Annotated in this window: 11 protein-coding genes and 1 riboswitch; of the genes, 7 read left to right on the top strand and 4 right to left on the bottom strand. The window is 62.3% G+C overall.

Annotated features, from left to right (window positions below; all coding sequences use genetic code 11):
* The first annotated feature begins 386 nt into the window (after window positions 1-386).
* Window positions 387-577: riboswitch (cobalamin riboswitch) on the top strand.
* A 167-nt stretch (window positions 578-744) separates the two neighbouring features.
* The 3 genes from AC559A_RS06230 to AC559A_RS06220 form a co-directional block, all read right to left on the bottom strand.
* Window positions 745-3,327, bottom strand: coding sequence for a diguanylate cyclase domain-containing protein (locus tag AC559A_RS06230; RefSeq protein WP_498816855.1), 2,583 nt, complete (start codon window positions 3,325-3,327; stop codon window positions 745-747).
* A 304-nt stretch (window positions 3,328-3,631) separates the two neighbouring features.
* Window positions 3,632-4,609 carry a bile acid:sodium symporter gene (locus tag AC559A_RS06225; RefSeq protein WP_498816853.1) on the bottom strand — a complete coding sequence of 326 codons (978 nt, stop codon included), beginning with the start codon at window positions 4,607-4,609 and terminating at the stop codon, window positions 3,632-3,634.
* 276 nt (window positions 4,610-4,885) lie between these two features.
* Window positions 4,886-6,106, bottom strand: coding sequence for an aromatic amino acid transport family protein (locus AC559A_RS06220; protein ID WP_498816852.1), 1,221 nt, complete (start codon window positions 6,104-6,106; stop codon window positions 4,886-4,888).
* A 48-nt stretch (window positions 6,107-6,154) separates the two neighbouring features.
* Here AC559A_RS06220 and AC559A_RS06215 point away from each other — a divergent pair, with 48 nt between their 5' ends.
* The gene (locus AC559A_RS06215) at window positions 6,155-6,364 is read left to right on the top strand and encodes a hypothetical protein (RefSeq protein WP_028573311.1); all 210 of its coding nucleotides are present in this window, start codon (window positions 6,155-6,157) and stop codon (window positions 6,362-6,364) included.
* A 142-nt stretch (window positions 6,365-6,506) separates the two neighbouring features.
* A complete protein-coding gene (locus AC559A_RS06210) occupies window positions 6,507-8,654 on the top strand; it encodes a peptidase U32 family protein (RefSeq protein ID WP_498816850.1) in 2,148 nt (715 codons plus the stop codon).
* An 83-nt stretch (window positions 8,655-8,737) separates the two neighbouring features.
* On the opposite strand, the gene AC559A_RS06205 is transcribed toward AC559A_RS06210, so the two are convergent.
* Window positions 8,738-9,454 carry a LysM peptidoglycan-binding domain-containing protein gene (locus AC559A_RS06205; RefSeq protein ID WP_051434770.1) on the bottom strand — a complete coding sequence of 239 codons (717 nt, stop codon included), beginning with the start codon at window positions 9,452-9,454 and terminating at the stop codon, window positions 8,738-8,740.
* 453 nt (window positions 9,455-9,907) lie between these two features.
* Here AC559A_RS06205 and AC559A_RS06200 point away from each other — a divergent pair, with 453 nt between their 5' ends.
* The 5 genes from AC559A_RS06200 to AC559A_RS06180 are packed head-to-tail and all read left to right on the top strand — an operon-like array spanning window position 9,908 to window position 15,028.
* Window positions 9,908-10,702 (top strand): 2-amino-3,7-dideoxy-D-threo-hept-6-ulosonate synthase, encoded by a 795-nt coding sequence (locus AC559A_RS06200; RefSeq protein ID WP_028573309.1) that lies wholly within the window; start codon window positions 9,908-9,910, stop codon window positions 10,700-10,702.
* A gap of 9 nt (window positions 10,703-10,711) precedes the next feature.
* Window positions 10,712-11,683: a 3-dehydroquinate synthase II family protein gene (locus AC559A_RS06195; RefSeq protein ID WP_498816847.1), complete on the top strand. Its 972-nt coding sequence runs from the start codon at window positions 10,712-10,714 to the stop codon at window positions 11,681-11,683.
* Window positions 11,680-12,825, top strand: coding sequence for a prephenate dehydratase (gene pheA / locus AC559A_RS06190; protein WP_498816846.1), 1,146 nt, complete (start codon window positions 11,680-11,682; stop codon window positions 12,823-12,825). The genes AC559A_RS06195 and pheA overlap by 4 nt, the downstream gene beginning before the upstream one ends.
* Window positions 12,826-12,860: 35 nt before the next feature.
* Window positions 12,861-14,222, top strand: a complete 1,362-nt coding sequence (gene aroA, locus AC559A_RS06185; RefSeq protein WP_498816844.1) for a 3-phosphoshikimate 1-carboxyvinyltransferase — start codon at window positions 12,861-12,863, stop codon at window positions 14,220-14,222.
* Window positions 14,219-15,028 (top strand): prephenate dehydrogenase/arogenate dehydrogenase family protein, encoded by an 810-nt coding sequence (locus tag AC559A_RS06180; protein WP_498816843.1) that lies wholly within the window; start codon window positions 14,219-14,221, stop codon window positions 15,026-15,028. Before aroA ends, AC559A_RS06180 begins: the two co-directional genes overlap by 4 nt.
* The last annotated feature ends 88 nt before the right edge of the window (window positions 15,029-15,116 follow it).

Genomic DNA, 15,116 nt, shown 5'->3' with positions numbered 1-15,116 from the left:
CCAGTCGCGTTGGCACGGCTATTTTCTATCAGGGTAAAGCCTTTTCGATCTGACAGGGGGGCGGTGTGGTACATGCCGACTATTGTTCGCCCAGCGGCCGGGCTGGCAGCAGAGCGGCTTTCCTCAAACGGCTGGAATCATCGCGTTCGCGATTCCAAGAATCCCATTTCGAAACGGCTGCCTGTCGGCGACCCACAATGACATCTGCATGGCCAACCGCAAAGTGAAGGAGAACCTGGTCATTAAACTGCGTGAGCCGGCTTTGAATGCGTATCCGGGTTGGCGGATGGTATTCTTATTTCAGCGGCAAGTGGGAAAATAATCCCTTGACAGAAAAAAGTACCTGTATTTTATAACGCAACTCACGGCCTGCGCAAACGCCGGCCGTGCGTTTTCCTCCGTCAGGTTCCGCAAGGATGAAATGGGAAGTCCGGTGAAAGTCCGGCGCTGGCCCGCAACCGTGAAAGGGGACGAACGCCACGATATGCCACTGTCCGGCATTTTGCCGCCGGATGGGAAGGCGTGGCAAGTAGGATGATCCTCAAGCCGGGAGACCTGCCTGATGGAGCTGCATTGTTTCGCGGCTTCGAGGCACAAGCCGGATTCACGTCGTCCCCTTTAGGGGGCGGCCCCATTTCCTCGAAGCCTCCTCAGTCTTCTACCTGCGACACCTCGCCGGTCTGATGAGGGAGAGATTGCTTTGTTCATTCGCCGAGACGTCGAGAACTCTTTCATGAACAAGCCTTAACCGCTCCGTTCACGGGCCAAACCGGCCTCTTCGTGGCGTCCCTGGCTTTCCAGGGCCTTGGCCAGCACATCCCAGTACGCGCCCTGTTCCGGAAACAGAGCCACGCTTTGCCTGGCCAGGGTTTCGGCGATTTCCGCGTCCTCGCCCTGTTCGAGATACATCTTGGCCAGCAGGTGCATGGCCAGGGCGTCCTTGGGGTTATGTACCAGGGCTTGATGCAGGTGCTCTCGGGCCTGTTCGAGATTGCCTTCCCGCAATTCCAGCCGGGCCAGGTGACGGTGGGTCAGCCCTTCGCCGCCCGGGAGCGAGCGGGCCCGGGCGTAACAATCCCGCGCGGCCTCCATGTCGTCGCTCTGCTCGGCCAGTTGCCCCAGGCGGATCAGGCTGAAGATGTGTTTCGGGTCCAGTTCCAGGCAGCGCTCGAAAAAGTGCCGGGCCTGGTCGGGCTCGCCCTGCTTCAGCAGGGTATGGCCCTGGTTGTAGGTGGCCATGATGTCGTCCGGAGCCTGGCGCAGAATGGCCGCGAACTGAGCCGACGCCTCGCCGTATTTGCCCAGCCGGGCATAGCAAACTCCCAGGGAGTTTCTGGCAATGAGGTTGGTCTCCTCCGCCAGCAGGGCCAGCTTGTACTCTTCCACGGCGGAATAGATGTCTCCGCTGGAAAATGCCCGGTCCGCGCTGACCGTCAGAGAGGTGGAACAGAAGACCACGGCGTTGGGCTTAGGCAGCATCAGGGCGTGCTCCAGGGCCTTGCGGCAGTTCTCCAACGTATCCACTTTGTTGAAGTTCAGCCAGGGATACTCCGCCAAGCCCACGTAAACCGATCCGCGCAGCGTTTCCTCGGCGTCCCGGACCAGGGCCTTTGCCGAATCCTCCACGTCCCGAGCGCCGGACTCCGGAATCAGGCAGGCCAGGGTGCTGAAGCTGAACCGACCGAGGAGCATATCCGGCCCCAGTTTTTCCGCGGCCATGGTCCCGAGCTGATGCATCTTGCGCTCCACGTCGCCATGGTCCAGCGGCTCCGACTCCACGGAGCCCCCTTCCAGAAAGGCCAACATCACGGCAAACCGCGCATGCTTCTGACGAAAGTCCGTCCAATGCCGCGAGAAGTCTTGGGTCCGCAAGGGCATCCAAGCCCGCGCGTCCTCGGGAGACGGCTCACCTTCGCCGTCGGCCTCCCGAGCCTTCTGTTCGCGCACCTTGACGCCAAGCCCTAAAACAGGCCCCGGGCCCTCGCCCCTAACCTGATCTTCCTGACGCTGGTCTTCCTGACGAATCGCTCGGTGTTCCCGCCTCCTCTCGTTCACGGTGCCGAACACGTCCTGCCAGCTTCCCGGGTGCAGGATGGTCAACTGGTCTTCCGGCAAGATGGCGCAGCCTGCTGGGTCGTGCAACAGGACGATCTCGGCCACGGAGGTCTCCCCCTGGACCTCGATCAGCTGGATTTCAGCCTTGCAGAACCGGGACGGCGGCACCTCTTTTCCTCCCGGCTCCAAGGGCGCGGCGGCACCGAAACCATTCTCCCCGGGCGCAGCCCAGACGAGAAAGCGCTGCCCTTCCCGGGCGTCCACGGAGCGGCCCAGGCTGACCAGAACGCGGTTCATGGGCAAAACGTCCAGCACGATCCCGCTTTCCCGGAGAATGCCGGAAAAGCCCCGAATTCTTCCCGGGCCGTGCTCCTGGGCGTCGCGCAGGGCCCTTCGGGCCTTTTCCAGCATCAACCCGGTCTGCTCCCGGACCGAGCGCCGCAGTTGCCGACCATGAAAGTCCTGAGGATAGGTCACGAACCCCTGGCTGACGGAGAGCCGGACCCGTTCGCCGTTGATCTTGTTTTCACAGCGCAGTTCCGAGACTTCCCGGACCAGGTTCGACGCCAATTGATGGCACTTCGTCGTGGTGGCTCCGGAAAAACAGATGGCCAGGGTATCCTCGCGCAACCGCGCGCAGATGGCTTGTTCCGGAGCCATGCGGACGACGAGCCGCGCCAAATCCTGGAGCACCAAGTCGCCGAACTGGTATCCCCAGCGCTCGTTGATCCGGGAAAAACCGTCCACATCCAGACAGATCAGCCCCACGCTGGCACTGAACTCGGAAAACCCGTCCTCCAGACTGCCCGGAGTGTCCGGCCACAGTCCGCGATGCACCAGCCGAATCTCCCGGTTCAGGTTTTGTTCCAGACACGCCGCGTTGGCCAGGCCCGTGAGCGGGTCCACCTGGGTCTTCTTGTGCAGCAGCAGATTGTCCATGATCTGATGGCACAGGCAGGACCACAGGTGAAGGGTGTTCTTGGTCACCCGGCCGGGCACATTACGGGCCACGAAAATGCCCAAAAGCTCCCCATGGCGATGCAATGGCAGCAGGGCCTTCTTTTCCTGAGGGTGATAGACGGGAACGAGGCGTTGCCCCTGATCGTCGGCGACGAGCATGTCCTGGGGCGGATGGGCCGGAAAGTACAGGCCGTAGGAGGAGAACGACAGGAACCCGGCCATGGCTTGGCGCAGTTCGGGTTCCAGGGAGATCAAATCCTGGCGCTCAAGGCGAATGTTTGATTCCGACGTATCTGGTGTCTTGATGAACATCCGAAAAGATCCTGAACCACCGCCGGGCCGGGCGGAAATTTTCCGCCAGGGCGGCCCGTCATCTCCACCGAGGGAGAGAAGGTAGCACGTTTTGGGCTGGAAACGTAGTCGCCTTGGCGAAAATTGTCCATGGTGACCGAGCGCGGTTACAGGGCAAATCTGTTCTCGTCAAAAATCCAAATCGCGATCGAAATCGAAAAATGTTGTGCATCACCCTGTGATTACGCCATCTATCTTGGATAGGATCTTCGATTTCGATCACGATTTCGATACCGATCCCCCTGAGCGTGGCTATCGAACGCCCTCACTGTTGCAGTTCGGCCCGCTTCCGGAACCAGTCCGCGACAAAGACGTCCATGACCATTTGCACAAGATGGTAGGCGATGCCCGGGACCATGGCCAGGGGAAAGGCGTGGGCAAAGTAGCCGGCCCAGACCAGGTAGGAAATGGTCAAGGTCTTCTGAGAGGTATGGATGGTAAAGGCCGAGGTGGAGGGCCGGTCCAGGCGAATGCCTTTGGAAATGGCGTAGTTCAGGACGAGAATGAGCATGTGCAGGACGATCATGAACCCGAACAAACCGATGAATCCCAGGCCCACCGCGCCGATCACGCCCACGGAACTGGATACGGCGTTGAAGATGATCAACAGGACCACGGATTGGGAGAAAATCGAAAACACCTTTTTGTAGGGCGCGACGTGATCTTTGATCCACGGTCGCAGAAATTGGCCGAGCACCGTGGGCAGGAGCACGATGCTGCTCAGGGTGATCAAAATCTGCCGCACCGGCAGGGACACGGCTTCCTCCAAGTGGAGAAAGTCGCCCATGAATCCCAGAATGGCGTTGAGCACCAGCGGGATGGTCAGCAGGGAGAAGAAGTTGCACAGAACGCAGATGAACAGGCTCAGGGGGACGTTGCCCAGGGCCATGGCCGTCATCACCGTGCCCGAGGCCACGGTCACCGGGGCCGCGGCGATGATGATCGACCCGATGATGAAGTCGACGTTGCTGCCGAAAAACATCGAGGCCAGCACGGCCGTGAGCACGGGGATCAGGATCAGGGCCGAAATCAAGGAGGCCATGAGCACTCGAACGTTCTTGATCTGTTCCAGGATGGTACGCGTATCCAGGCTGAATCCGGTGATCAGGAAAGTCAGAAAAATGGCGTAATTGAGGATCTGATGTTCCTTGACGAACACGCCCAGGCCGGGAACCACGAAGGCCAGGACCGAAACAACGGCCATGCCGACGAAGAACCAATGTTTTTTGAGGAAGGGGATCATGTTGGTAGATTCTTTTTCGGTGTCGCTATCGGGATCGGAATCGGGATCGAATCCAGGTTATTGGCGTATAGAAAATATCGGTCTCGATAGCGATTCCGACGCCGACACCGACGACTGCATTATCTCGAGCAAATAAAGCATGCTTGAATGAGAAGAAGTATGACAAGGCCAAGGGCGTGTCCTTAGCGCCAAATACTTGCTGACGCAATCATCGCTCCATGCCCCCGAAATCCGCAAGCTCGAAGCGACGATTGCCCCCGAGGAACCGGGCTGATCTCAGAACCCAGCCGCGTGAGGATGCAGGCGCAACAGGCCGGTCTCGCTCATAACCTCCAGTCCCAGAATGGCCGCCGCGAACAGCAGCCCGATCAGGCAAAGCAGCCGGAGTATCGGCCCTCGCCGCCGGTCCATGAGTACGATCAGCGTGGGCAGGATGCCGAACAGGATCACGATGCCCACCCCGCCCACGATGTCCAGGGCCTTCAAAAAGATGTCCGGATAGATCAGCCCGATGGCCAAGGGCGGCAGAAAGGTCAGGGCGACCACCAACAGGCGGTTGTTCACCCCGAAGGTGTTCAGTGTCAGGTCGCGCAGAAAGCTCAGCAGGCCCAGCCCATTGGCCAGAAACGAGGTGCAGATGGCCACCAGGGCGAAGAACGAGGCGAACAGGGTGAACGTCGCGCTCTGGATGATCGCGCCCATGGGCACCGTGGCCGGGGTGTTCGTCTTCCAGGCCTCCAGGATGCTGTTTTCCCCGGTCAGGGGGATCACCCCGATGCCCACCGTCACCCACAAGGCGTTCATTACGAAAGCCAGCAGCATTCCCAACAACACCGCCCGCCGAAACATGGCCATGTCCCATTGCAGGTTCGCGGTGACCGTGGGAATAATGTTATGGAAGTGAAACGCGGTGACGATGATCGGCAGGGTCGCGGGAAGAAAGGCCCAGTCCGTGTAGCGCATGCCGGTGGCGTCGATATGTCCGCTGCCCATGAACACCAACAAAGCAAAGGTCCCGGCCAGGATCAGCACCAGCATGGTGTTCAAGCGCTGGATCAGACTGAGGTTGATGCAGGTCAGGGTGATCAGCGGGACGGCGAACAGCAGGGTGACCAGGGTCTGTTGCGCCTCCATGCCCAGCAGGCTGGCCACGATCTTCGCGCCGCCGGTGAAGTACGCGGTCAGCAATCCATACAGGATGATCATGTTCGCGGCGATGGCCGCCCATTTGCCGGTGGAACCCAGAAACGTCTCATACAGGGACGGATAGTCGAAGGTCTCGCTGCGGCTTTTGGCCGCTTGATCGCCGAGGATTTGGGCCGTGAGAAACATCATGGCCCCACCCGCGACCATGGCCACCAGCGACGGCCACAACCCGGCCAGGCCGGTGTTGATGGGCAGCCCCAGAATCCCCGCGCCCACGAGGTTTCCGGCGATCAACGCCGCCGCCGCGATGGTCGCCCCGGCCCCCAGTCCCGTCGAACGAGTATGATCCATGGCCATGCTCCTGCTTGCTGGTTTCAGCGGTCAATTGAAGCCCCTGACATGAAAAGCCGTCCTTACGCTCGAAACCCGCAAAAAGGCAATCCATTGTACTCCGAGGGCGCATGGGGCGGATTTGTTCTCGAACCACGAACGTTCTGGATCGGTATCGAAATCGAAATCGCTATCGAAATCGGAAAGTTACCAGAAATCGATTTCGATCACGATTTCGATTTCGATGATTACTGGCCCACCCTGGGGGGGGCGCCTTGAACACCATGCTATTTATCAGCCCGAAATTATAGAAATTCTACAGAGTACAAAATTGCCCTGAAGGGGCGCATTCCGGGCTTGTACGCCCGGCAAGTTTGTTTTACGGATGCATGCCCTTCACCCTTCATCCCTCGGACCACGTATGCAAACCACCGCCTCCCCTTCCTCCCCCCCTTCTTTGACCGCGACTCCGGAAATCCTCGCCCCCGCCGGGGACCGGCAGGCGTTTCTCGCGGCCCTGGCCGCGGGTGCGGATGCCGTCTATTGCGGCTTGAAGCATTTCTCGGCCCGGATGGAGGCGGAGAACTTCTCACTGAACGAACTGGCCGGGTTGACGGATTTGGCCCATGCCAAAGGACGAAAGGTGCTGGTGGCCATGAACACTCTGGTCAAGCCCGGAGATCTCGCCGCTGCCGGTCGGCTGGTGGACCAGTTGCAACGCCATGTGCGCCCGGACGGGCTGATCGTACAGGACCTGGGGCTGCTGGCCCTGGCCGGACAGTGCGGCTTTTCCGGAGAACTGCACCTGTCCACCCTGGCCTGCATGAGCACGGTTTCCGGGCTGCAAGCCGCGGCGCGTCTCGGAGTTCGGCAGGTGGTCCTGCCCCGGGAGCTGCACCTGGATGAAATCAAGCTGATGGCCGAGGCCTGCCCGCCGGGGATGCACCTGGAAGTGTTCGTTCACGGAGCGCTCTGCTACGCCGTATCCGGACGGTGCTACTGGAGCAGCTACATGGGCGGCAAGAGCGGGTTGCGGGGCCGATGCGTCCAGCCCTGCCGCCGCCGCTACACCCAGGAAAACCGCCGGGGCGGATTCTTCTCCTGCCAAGATCTGAGCCTGGACGTCCTGGTCAAGACCCTGTTGGACATCCCGCAGGTGCGCACCTGGAAGATCGAGGGCCGTAAGAAAAGCGCTCACTATGTCTTCTACACCACCACCGCCTATCGCCTGCTCCGGGACGAGGCCGTTTCCGTACGCTCCAGGAAAGAGGCCGCGGCCCTGCTGGAAATGGCCCTGGGCCGACCCGGGTCCCATGCCGGCTTTCTGCCTCAACGCCGGTACATCCCTCTGGCCCCGGACAGTCACCTTGGCTCCGGCCTGCTGGCCGGCCACGTACCCAAGGACGCCAAAAGCCCGTTCATCCGCCCCCGCATCCCGCTGCTTCCCGGGGACCTGCTCCGTCTGGGCTCCGAGGATCAACCCTGGCACCGGGTCATCCGCGTCACCCGGCCACTGCCCAAGGGCGGGCGATTCGATCTGGCGACCGGGCCCGGTAAAAAACGGGCCATCGGCGGTTTTGATCAAGAGAGTAAAGGGGCAAAAGTTCGGGACAGAGGAGGACGCCCACGAAGCGACAAGCCTGGCGGAAAATACGGAATGGATACCCCGGGCCACCCGCCCGCCGGGACCCCGGTCTGGCTGATCGACCGCCGGGAACCGGAACTGCATCGTTTGCTGCACCAGTTGGAGCAAGAGGTCGCGGACATGGCCGCATCCAAGACAAGGCACGGGACCGAAGCGTCCATCCCGGCCTCAACGTTCACCCCGGCCCTGCCCGAAACGCGCCGTCCGGAAGGCCGCCCCTGGTTGATGCGGGTCGCCCGCAGGCCGCAACGCCGCGCCAAGGACGCAACCCGGGCCATGTGGCTGGACCCGAAATTCCTGGAGCACATGACCAGCGCCACGTGTCGCGATCTCTGCTGGTGGCTGCCCCCGGTGATCTGGCCGGAGGAAGAGGAAGTCTGGCACCAAGCCCTGGGCAAGGTTCGCTCCGCGGGCGCGGAGGTGTTCGTGTGCAACGCCCCCTGGCAAATGGCTTTGTTCAACGAGGGCCAGGAAGGTTTCCGCCCGGCCCGCCTCTGGGCCGGACCGTTCTGCAATACGGCCAACGCCCTGGCCCTGGACCGGCTGGCCGATTTGGGGTTCACCGGCGCGGTGGTCAGCCCGGAACTGGACGAGCAAGCCATCCTGGACCTTCCAGAGCACAGTCCTCTGCCCCTGGGAATCGTCACGGCCGGGTTCTGGCCCTTGTGCGTCTCCCGCTGGCGGGCCGAAGAACTCCGCGTCGACATCCCGTTGACCAGCCCCAAACAGGAAATCGCCTGGGCCCGCGAATACGGATCGAATCTCTGGGTTTTTCCAGACTGGGCCTTGGACCTGCGCCAACACCTGCCCCGCCTGGAGTCCGTCGGTTACCGCCTATTCGTGGAACTGGAGGAAAAACTCCCCTCCGGCCTGGGACAACGCCCCCGCACTTCGCCGTTCAACTGGAACCTGCGGTTGTTGTAAAAACAAACGCCGAACACGATGGGTAACCGTGCTCGGCGTTTTGGTTTTGGAGGAAGACGGACAATCTTCCATCAAAATGAAAATTACGGTCGCACCTTGAGGACTTGGCCGGGGTTGATCCGATCTCCGGAAATATTGTTCAGACGACGCAAATCGTCCACGCTCACCCCGTAGGTTTGGCTGATCCGGAACAGGGTTTCGCCGGGCTGCACTTCGTGGGTCACCGGCCTGGACGCGGCCGGACGTGGCTGTTCGGCTGGGGCAGCCTGGGGCGCGGGAGCCGGGGTCGCGGCGGTCTGCTGCTGTTGTCGGGGCTGGGTCGGTTGTTGAGTCGGCTGTTGCGCAGGTTGCGGAGCGGGTTGCCTAGCCGGTTGGGCCGCGGCCTGACGCTGTTCCTGGCGCTGTTCCTGGCTCGGCGCGGTCTCGGCTGCCTGTTCCTTCATTTCGCGGGAAAGCTTGTCCACCCGCATGGTCAGAATGCTGAAATCGCCCTGCATCCGCACCAGGGCCTGCTGCCGCCCACTCTCTTGATTTTCCAACCCGACCAGTTTCGTCTCAATGACCTCCAGTCGGGCCAGGATGTCATGAAAATCGCGATCCGACTTGCTCCCGCCGCCTGAAGAGGCGATAATCACCAGCAGGACCAGCACGAACAGACCGATGCCTCCCAGGATCACATACTTTCCTCTCCCTTCGAGAGCGTCGCGTAGCGAACCCCGCTCTTCCTCCTCAGGGACCTCGACCTCCTGGCGCTCTTGCTCCATGGATTCCAATTTCTGCAACCAGCTTTTCTTATCCATAACACTATACTCCCATTGGCGGTGACGTTTCTTCTCATGTTTTCAAAAAACCTTTCAACTTGCAAGTGTTTTGCCGCCTCCCCGCTGTTTCTCATCCTTTCACGCCGAACTTTTCCCTTGAACGAATCATGTCGCGAACCGACGAACGAAAAAACTTGAAAAAAAACGCTTGACACGTTTCGGAAAATTTCATTATTGCTCTTCCCCATGCATTCCTCCACTACTTTCCTCACCACGAACTTTTATTTTGGTTTTTTTTATTTTTGGCGTGGTTTGGCCTGTGGTCAGAGGGAAGCGGTGTATCCGAAATAGTAGGAAACTCTATCAAAACCGCTCTCAAAGGGCCGCAGGCAAACCGCCGGCGGCCCTTTTTTTATGGCTGAATCGGTGGAAGCGACCCCCCGAGACAACACCAGGCGACAATGCCGGGGGAGGGGAACGATCATGCAGAACATGCACTTGGGAAAAGCCGTCCGTCTGGAACGGATCTTCAACCGCAACACGGGGCGGACCATCGTCGTGCCCATGGACCACGGGGTCAGCGTGGGGCCCATCGACGGGCTGGTGGACATGCGCGACGCCATCAACGGGGTGGCCGAGGGCGGAGCCAACGCCATCATCCTGCACAAGGGGCTGGTGCGCTGCTCCCACCGAGGCAAGGGGGCGGACATCGGATTGATCGTCCATCTCTCGGCCAGCACGTCCCTGTCGCCGTTTCCCAACGCCAAGACCCTGGTGGGCACGGTGGAGGACGCCATCAAGCTGGGCGCGGACGCGGTCAGCCTGCACGTCAATATTGGCGACGAGACCGAGCGCGACATGCTGGAACAGATGGGCCGGGTGACCTCCACGGCCATGGACTGGGGCATGCCGGTGCTGGCCATGATCTATGCCCGGGGGCCGAAAGTCGGCAACGAATACGATCCGGGCGTGGTGGCCCAGTGCGCCAGAGTGGGCGTGGAACTGGGCGCGGACGTGGTCAAGGTGCCGTACACCGGCAGCGTGGAGTCCTTTCGTAGGGTTGTGGACGGCTGCTGCGTGCCGGTGGTCATTGCCGGCGGACCGAAGCTGGACAGCAGCGAGGACCTGGTGCGCATGGTCTACGACAGTTTGCAAGCCGGCGGCGCGGGGTTGTCCATCGGTCGGAACATCTTTCAGGCCGCCCAGCCGGCCCGGCTGGTCCAGGCCCTGCACGGCATCGTCCACGACGACTGGGAAGTGGCCCAGGCCATGGAACTGTTACAGTAGGAGCGCATCATGATCCAAGTTTGGTTCAAGGCCGTACCCTTTGACAAAACCACCGTGACCCTGGCCCTGGAATCCGGGGTGGACGCCCTGATCGCCCCGGCGGACAAGGTTGATGCAATCAAGGCCCTGGGGCGGGTCGTGGTGTTCGCCGAGGACGAGGTGGACGCGATTTGCCTGGAAAGCAAGGCCGACGAGGAAGCCGCGACGCGCTGCATGCGCTCCCAGGGCAAAGTATTGTTACGCCTGGGCTGGGAGATCATTCCCGTGGAAAACATCCTGGCTCAGGGGGAAGGCCTGGGTGTGGAAGTGGCCTCCCTGGAGCAGGCCCGATTGGCCGCGGGCATTCTGGAGCGGGGCGTGGATTTCGTGGTGGTCGTGCCCGAGGCCATACATGACCTGAAGGCCATCGTGGCCGCCCTGAAGCTCTCCGAGGGCCGGCTGGAACTGAGCACGGCCCGGATCGACGCCATCACCCCCGTGGGGCTGGGGCATCGGGTCTGCGTGGACACCTGTTCCCTGCTGCGCACCGGCCAGGGCATGCTCGTGGGCAATTCCAGCGCCTTTACCTTTCTGGTGCATGCCGAGACCGAGGAAAATCCGTATGTCGCGGCCCGGCCCTTCCGGATCAACGCCGGTGCCGTGCATGCCTACACCCTGCTGCCGCGGAACCGGACCGCCTATCTGGGTGAAGTCGCCTCCGGACGGGAAGTGCTGATCGTCGACGCCGAGGGCCGGACATCATTGGCCGTGGTCGGCCGCTCCAAGGTGGAAATCCGGCCCTTGATCCTGATTTCCGCGACCTGCGGGGACAAAGCCGGCACGATCTTTCTGCAGAACGCGGAGACCATCCGCCTGGTCCGGCCCGACGGAACGCCGGTGAGCGTGGTGGCCCTGGCTCCGGGCGATGAAATTCTCTGCCGGCTGGACGCGGCCGGACGCCATTTCGGCATGGCCATCAGCGAGGAGATCAGCGAAGCATGAGCCCGAACCATTCCGACCCGTCCGAATTGTCATCCGAACTGCCACCCGAGGCCCAGACCCGCATGGCCGAGCTGCGTCACGGCATCGACGCCATTGACCAGGAACTGTTGGCCACCCTCAACCGCCGGGCCGCCCTGAGCCTGGAAGTGGGGCGGATCAAGCGCGATTCACGGGACATCATTTTCAAACCGTTCCGGGAAAAGGAGCTGCTGACCAGCCTAGCCGCGGCCAATTCCGGTCCGCTCCCGGAAGAACACCTGCGTAACATCTACCGGGAAATCCTCTCCTCTTCCCGGCGGCTGCAACGCCCGCAGACCATCGTCTATCTTGGTCCGGAGGGGACCTTTTCCTATTTCGCCGGGGTGGAATACCTGGGCCACAGCGCGGAATTCCAGCCCAAGCCCACTCTGCACGAGGTTTTCCAGGCCGTGGTGGCCCGGGAGGCCGAGCTGGGCGTGATCCCCCTGGAAAACTCCCTGCAAGGCACCGTGGGCCAGAGCCTGGACCTGTTCCTGCAATTCGAGGTCCACGTCCAGGCGGAAATCTACTGCAAGATCAGCCATGCCCTGCTCTCCACGGCCCGCCAACTGGCCGACGTGACCACGGTCTACTCCCATCCCCAGGCCCTGGAGCAGTGCTCGACCTGGCTGCGCTCCCACCTGCCCATGGCCCGGATCGTGCCCGCGGAAAGCACGGCGGCCGCCGGTCGTCGGGTGCTGGAGGAGCCGACCAGCGCGGCCATCGGCCATGTCCGTATGGGCCGGATGCTCGGTCTGACCGCCCTGGCCCGGCGCATCGAGGACCAGCCGGACAACTGGACCCGCTTCCTGGTCATCGGCTCCCTTCCCGCCGGGGCCGGAAACCAGGACAAAACGTCCATCCTGTTCACCCTGCCGGACAAGCCCGGCGCCCTGGCCGCGGTCCTGAATCTGCTGGCACGGGAAGGCATCAACATGAAGAAACTCGAATCCCGGCCCTTTCGCGGCGAAAAATGGAAGTACGTGTTTTTCGTGGATCTGGAATGCGACGTCAGTCGCCAGGAATACCAACAAGTCCTGACCGACCTGCGCAATAACTGCCACACCCTGCGCATCCTCGGCAGCTACCCGTCCGGGCCGTATCTGGACGTCAGTGAAGGGTGAGCTTTTCACTTCTCAATCTTTTTCAGGAACAACCTATGCCGACCCCCGTCATTCTCCAGGCCCCGGCCTCCAAGTCCCTCTCCCACCGCGCCCTGATCGCCGCGGCACTGGCCCCTGGCCGGTCACATTTGAGCAATGTTCTGGAAAGCGAGGATCTGGAGCGGACCCGTGACATTCTGGCTCGGGCTTCGGCCCTGATCGAGCGCGACGCTCCCGGCAGGTACGTTGTCTCGGGCATGCCGCACGGCCCTCTGGGCCGGGAACGCCGGGACGGCCTGGGGCCGCTGGTCATGGACGTGGGCGAGTCCGGGACCACTTGTCGGTTGCTGACCGCGGTGCTGGCCGCCGGGCATGGGTCCTTTCGGATTCAGGGGCGAGGCAAGATGCACGCCCGGCCCATCGCCAGCCTGGTCACGGCCCTGGCTTCCCAGGGAACCGAGGCGGAGTACCTGGAGCAGCCCGGCTGCCCGCCTCTGGTGCTGCATGCCGCCGGGCTGCCCGGAGGCGAAGTGACCATCGACCTGGACGAATCCAGCCAGTACCTCTCCGGCCTGCTTCTGGCCGCGCCTTTGGCCCGTGCGGTCATGACCATTCTGGTGGGCGGGAGCAAGGTGGTTTCCTGGCCGTATGTCGGTCTGACCCTGGACATCATGGAACGATTCGGCATTCGCTTCCAGGTGCAGACCCTGCACCATGAACGCTGGATGGACGTGGACTGGCGCGAGCCCGGCGAGATTGCTCCGGGCCGGTTGCGCATCCGGGTTCAGCCCGGTGCGTATCGGGCCAGGGACATGGCCGTGGAGGGAGATTGGAGCAATGCGTCCTATTTTCTGGCTGCCGGGGCCCTGAGCGCCGTTCCGGTGGGGCTGCGCGGCCTGAATCCTGAGTCTCTTCAGGGCGACCGGGCCATCGTGGACATCCTGGCCCGGATGGGGGCCGTGGTGTCCTGGGATCAAGATCAGGTGACCGTGGTCGGCGGCGAGCTGCACGGCGTGGATCTGGACATGGGCGCCTGCCCGGACCTGGTGCCCACGGTGGGCGCGGTGGCGGCCCAGGCCAAGGGGACGACCACCATCCGCAACGTGGCCCATTTGCGGATCAAGGAAAGCGACCGCCTGGACGCCGTGGTCACGGAGCTGGCCCGGATCGGGGGCAGAACCACGGCCCTGGAGGACGGGTTGCGCATCGAACCGGCTCCGTTGCCTGTGGGAAAACGCTTTGCCTTCAAGACCTATGCGGATCATCGCCTGGCCATGAGCTTGTCGCTGCTGGAACTGGGCGGCATCGGCGTGGACCTGGACCAGCCCGGCTGCGTGGCCAAATCCTTTCCGGAGTTCTGGAAGCGTTGGGATGAGCTGAAAGCCGGTCTTGTCGGTGCGGGACGAGAAACGACATGAACCAGGCGGATACAATAAACCAGGCCGGGACGATTTCCCGGTGTTGCGTGATCGGCTCCCGCGGGCGGATGGGTGGGTTGTTCGTCTCCCGTCTGGAGGCCGCAGGGGTCGCGGTGACCGGGCTGGATAAGCCCCCGGACCAGCCTTTGGAGCCGGCCCGATTGGCCGAGATGGTGCCCGGCCACGACCTGCTGCTCCTGGCCGTTCCGGCCCCGGCCATGGACGAAGTTTTGAAAAAATGTTGCCCGCACTGTTCCCCGGAGACCATCGTGATGGACGTCTGTTCCGTGAAGGTCCAGCCTTTGGCCCTGATGCTCCGCCATCATTCCGGCCCGGTGGTGGGCACGCATCCCTTGTTCGGCCAAGAGCCCGGCGACGATCCCCGGGTGGCCGTGACTCCCGGCCGGGACGATTCCGCGGCCCAAACCGTGTCCATCCTCATGGAGCGACTGGGCTTCATCCCTTTCCTGACCACCGCAGAAACCCACGACCGGGCCATGGCCGCAGTCCAGGGGCTGAACTTCGTGACCACCTGCGCCTATCTGGCCGCTCTGGCCGGGGACGAAAACATCCGGGATTTCCTGACCCCGTCCTTCCGCCGTCGCCTGGAAGCGGCCCGCAAGATGCTCACCGAGGACGCGGCCTTGTTCGCGGACCTGTTCGAGGCCAACCCCTACAGCCAGGACGCGGTCCGGCTGTTTCGCTCCCATCTCAACCTCGCCGCGGGCGGGGACGTGGACGTCCTGGCCCAGCGGGCCGGCTGGTGGTGGCGAAGTTCAGAGCAAGGGGGGAAGACCGGCCCGTGAGTCCAGGTGCATGCAAGGGTGTGCCAAGATAATAAAAGCCGCTTCTCCCCAGGGGAGAGCGGCTTTTTTTCGTTGATGAACCAAAAAC

It is taken from the genome of Desulfonatronum zhilinae (assembly GCF_900182865.1).
Taxonomy (GTDB): Bacteria; Desulfobacterota; Desulfovibrionia; order Desulfovibrionales; family Desulfonatronaceae; genus Desulfonatronum; species Desulfonatronum lacustre.
Note: the sequence above shows the minus strand (reverse complement) of the source record. Positions and strands in the feature narration are given on the sequence as shown.

What these genes read in the sequence shown, in the direction of transcription:
- AC559A_RS06230 (WP_498816855.1), bottom strand. Translation starts at nt 3,327, where the DNA reads ATGTTCATCAAGACACCAGATACGTCGGAATCAAACATTCGCCTTGAG.
- AC559A_RS06225 (WP_498816853.1), bottom strand. Translation starts at nt 4,609, where the DNA reads ATGATCCCCTTCCTCAAAAAACATTGGTTCTTCGTCGGCATGGCCGTT.
- AC559A_RS06220 (WP_498816852.1), bottom strand. Translation starts at nt 6,106, where the DNA reads ATGGATCATACTCGTTCGACGGGACTGGGGGCCGGGGCGACCATCGCG.
- AC559A_RS06215 (WP_028573311.1), top strand. Translation starts at nt 6,155, where the DNA reads ATGAAAAGCCGTCCTTACGCTCGAAACCCGCAAAAAGGCAATCCATTG.
- AC559A_RS06210 (WP_498816850.1), top strand. Translation starts at nt 6,507, where the DNA reads ATGCAAACCACCGCCTCCCCTTCCTCCCCCCCTTCTTTGACCGCGACT.
- AC559A_RS06205 (WP_051434770.1), bottom strand. Translation starts at nt 9,454, where the DNA reads ATGGATAAGAAAAGCTGGTTGCAGAAATTGGAATCCATGGAGCAAGAG.
- AC559A_RS06200 (WP_028573309.1), top strand. Translation starts at nt 9,908, where the DNA reads ATGCACTTGGGAAAAGCCGTCCGTCTGGAACGGATCTTCAACCGCAAC.
- AC559A_RS06195 (WP_498816847.1), top strand. Translation starts at nt 10,712, where the DNA reads ATGATCCAAGTTTGGTTCAAGGCCGTACCCTTTGACAAAACCACCGTG.
- pheA (WP_498816846.1), top strand. Translation starts at nt 11,680, where the DNA reads ATGAGCCCGAACCATTCCGACCCGTCCGAATTGTCATCCGAACTGCCA.
- aroA (WP_498816844.1), top strand. Translation starts at nt 12,861, where the DNA reads ATGCCGACCCCCGTCATTCTCCAGGCCCCGGCCTCCAAGTCCCTCTCC.
- AC559A_RS06180 (WP_498816843.1), top strand. Translation starts at nt 14,219, where the DNA reads ATGAACCAGGCGGATACAATAAACCAGGCCGGGACGATTTCCCGGTGT.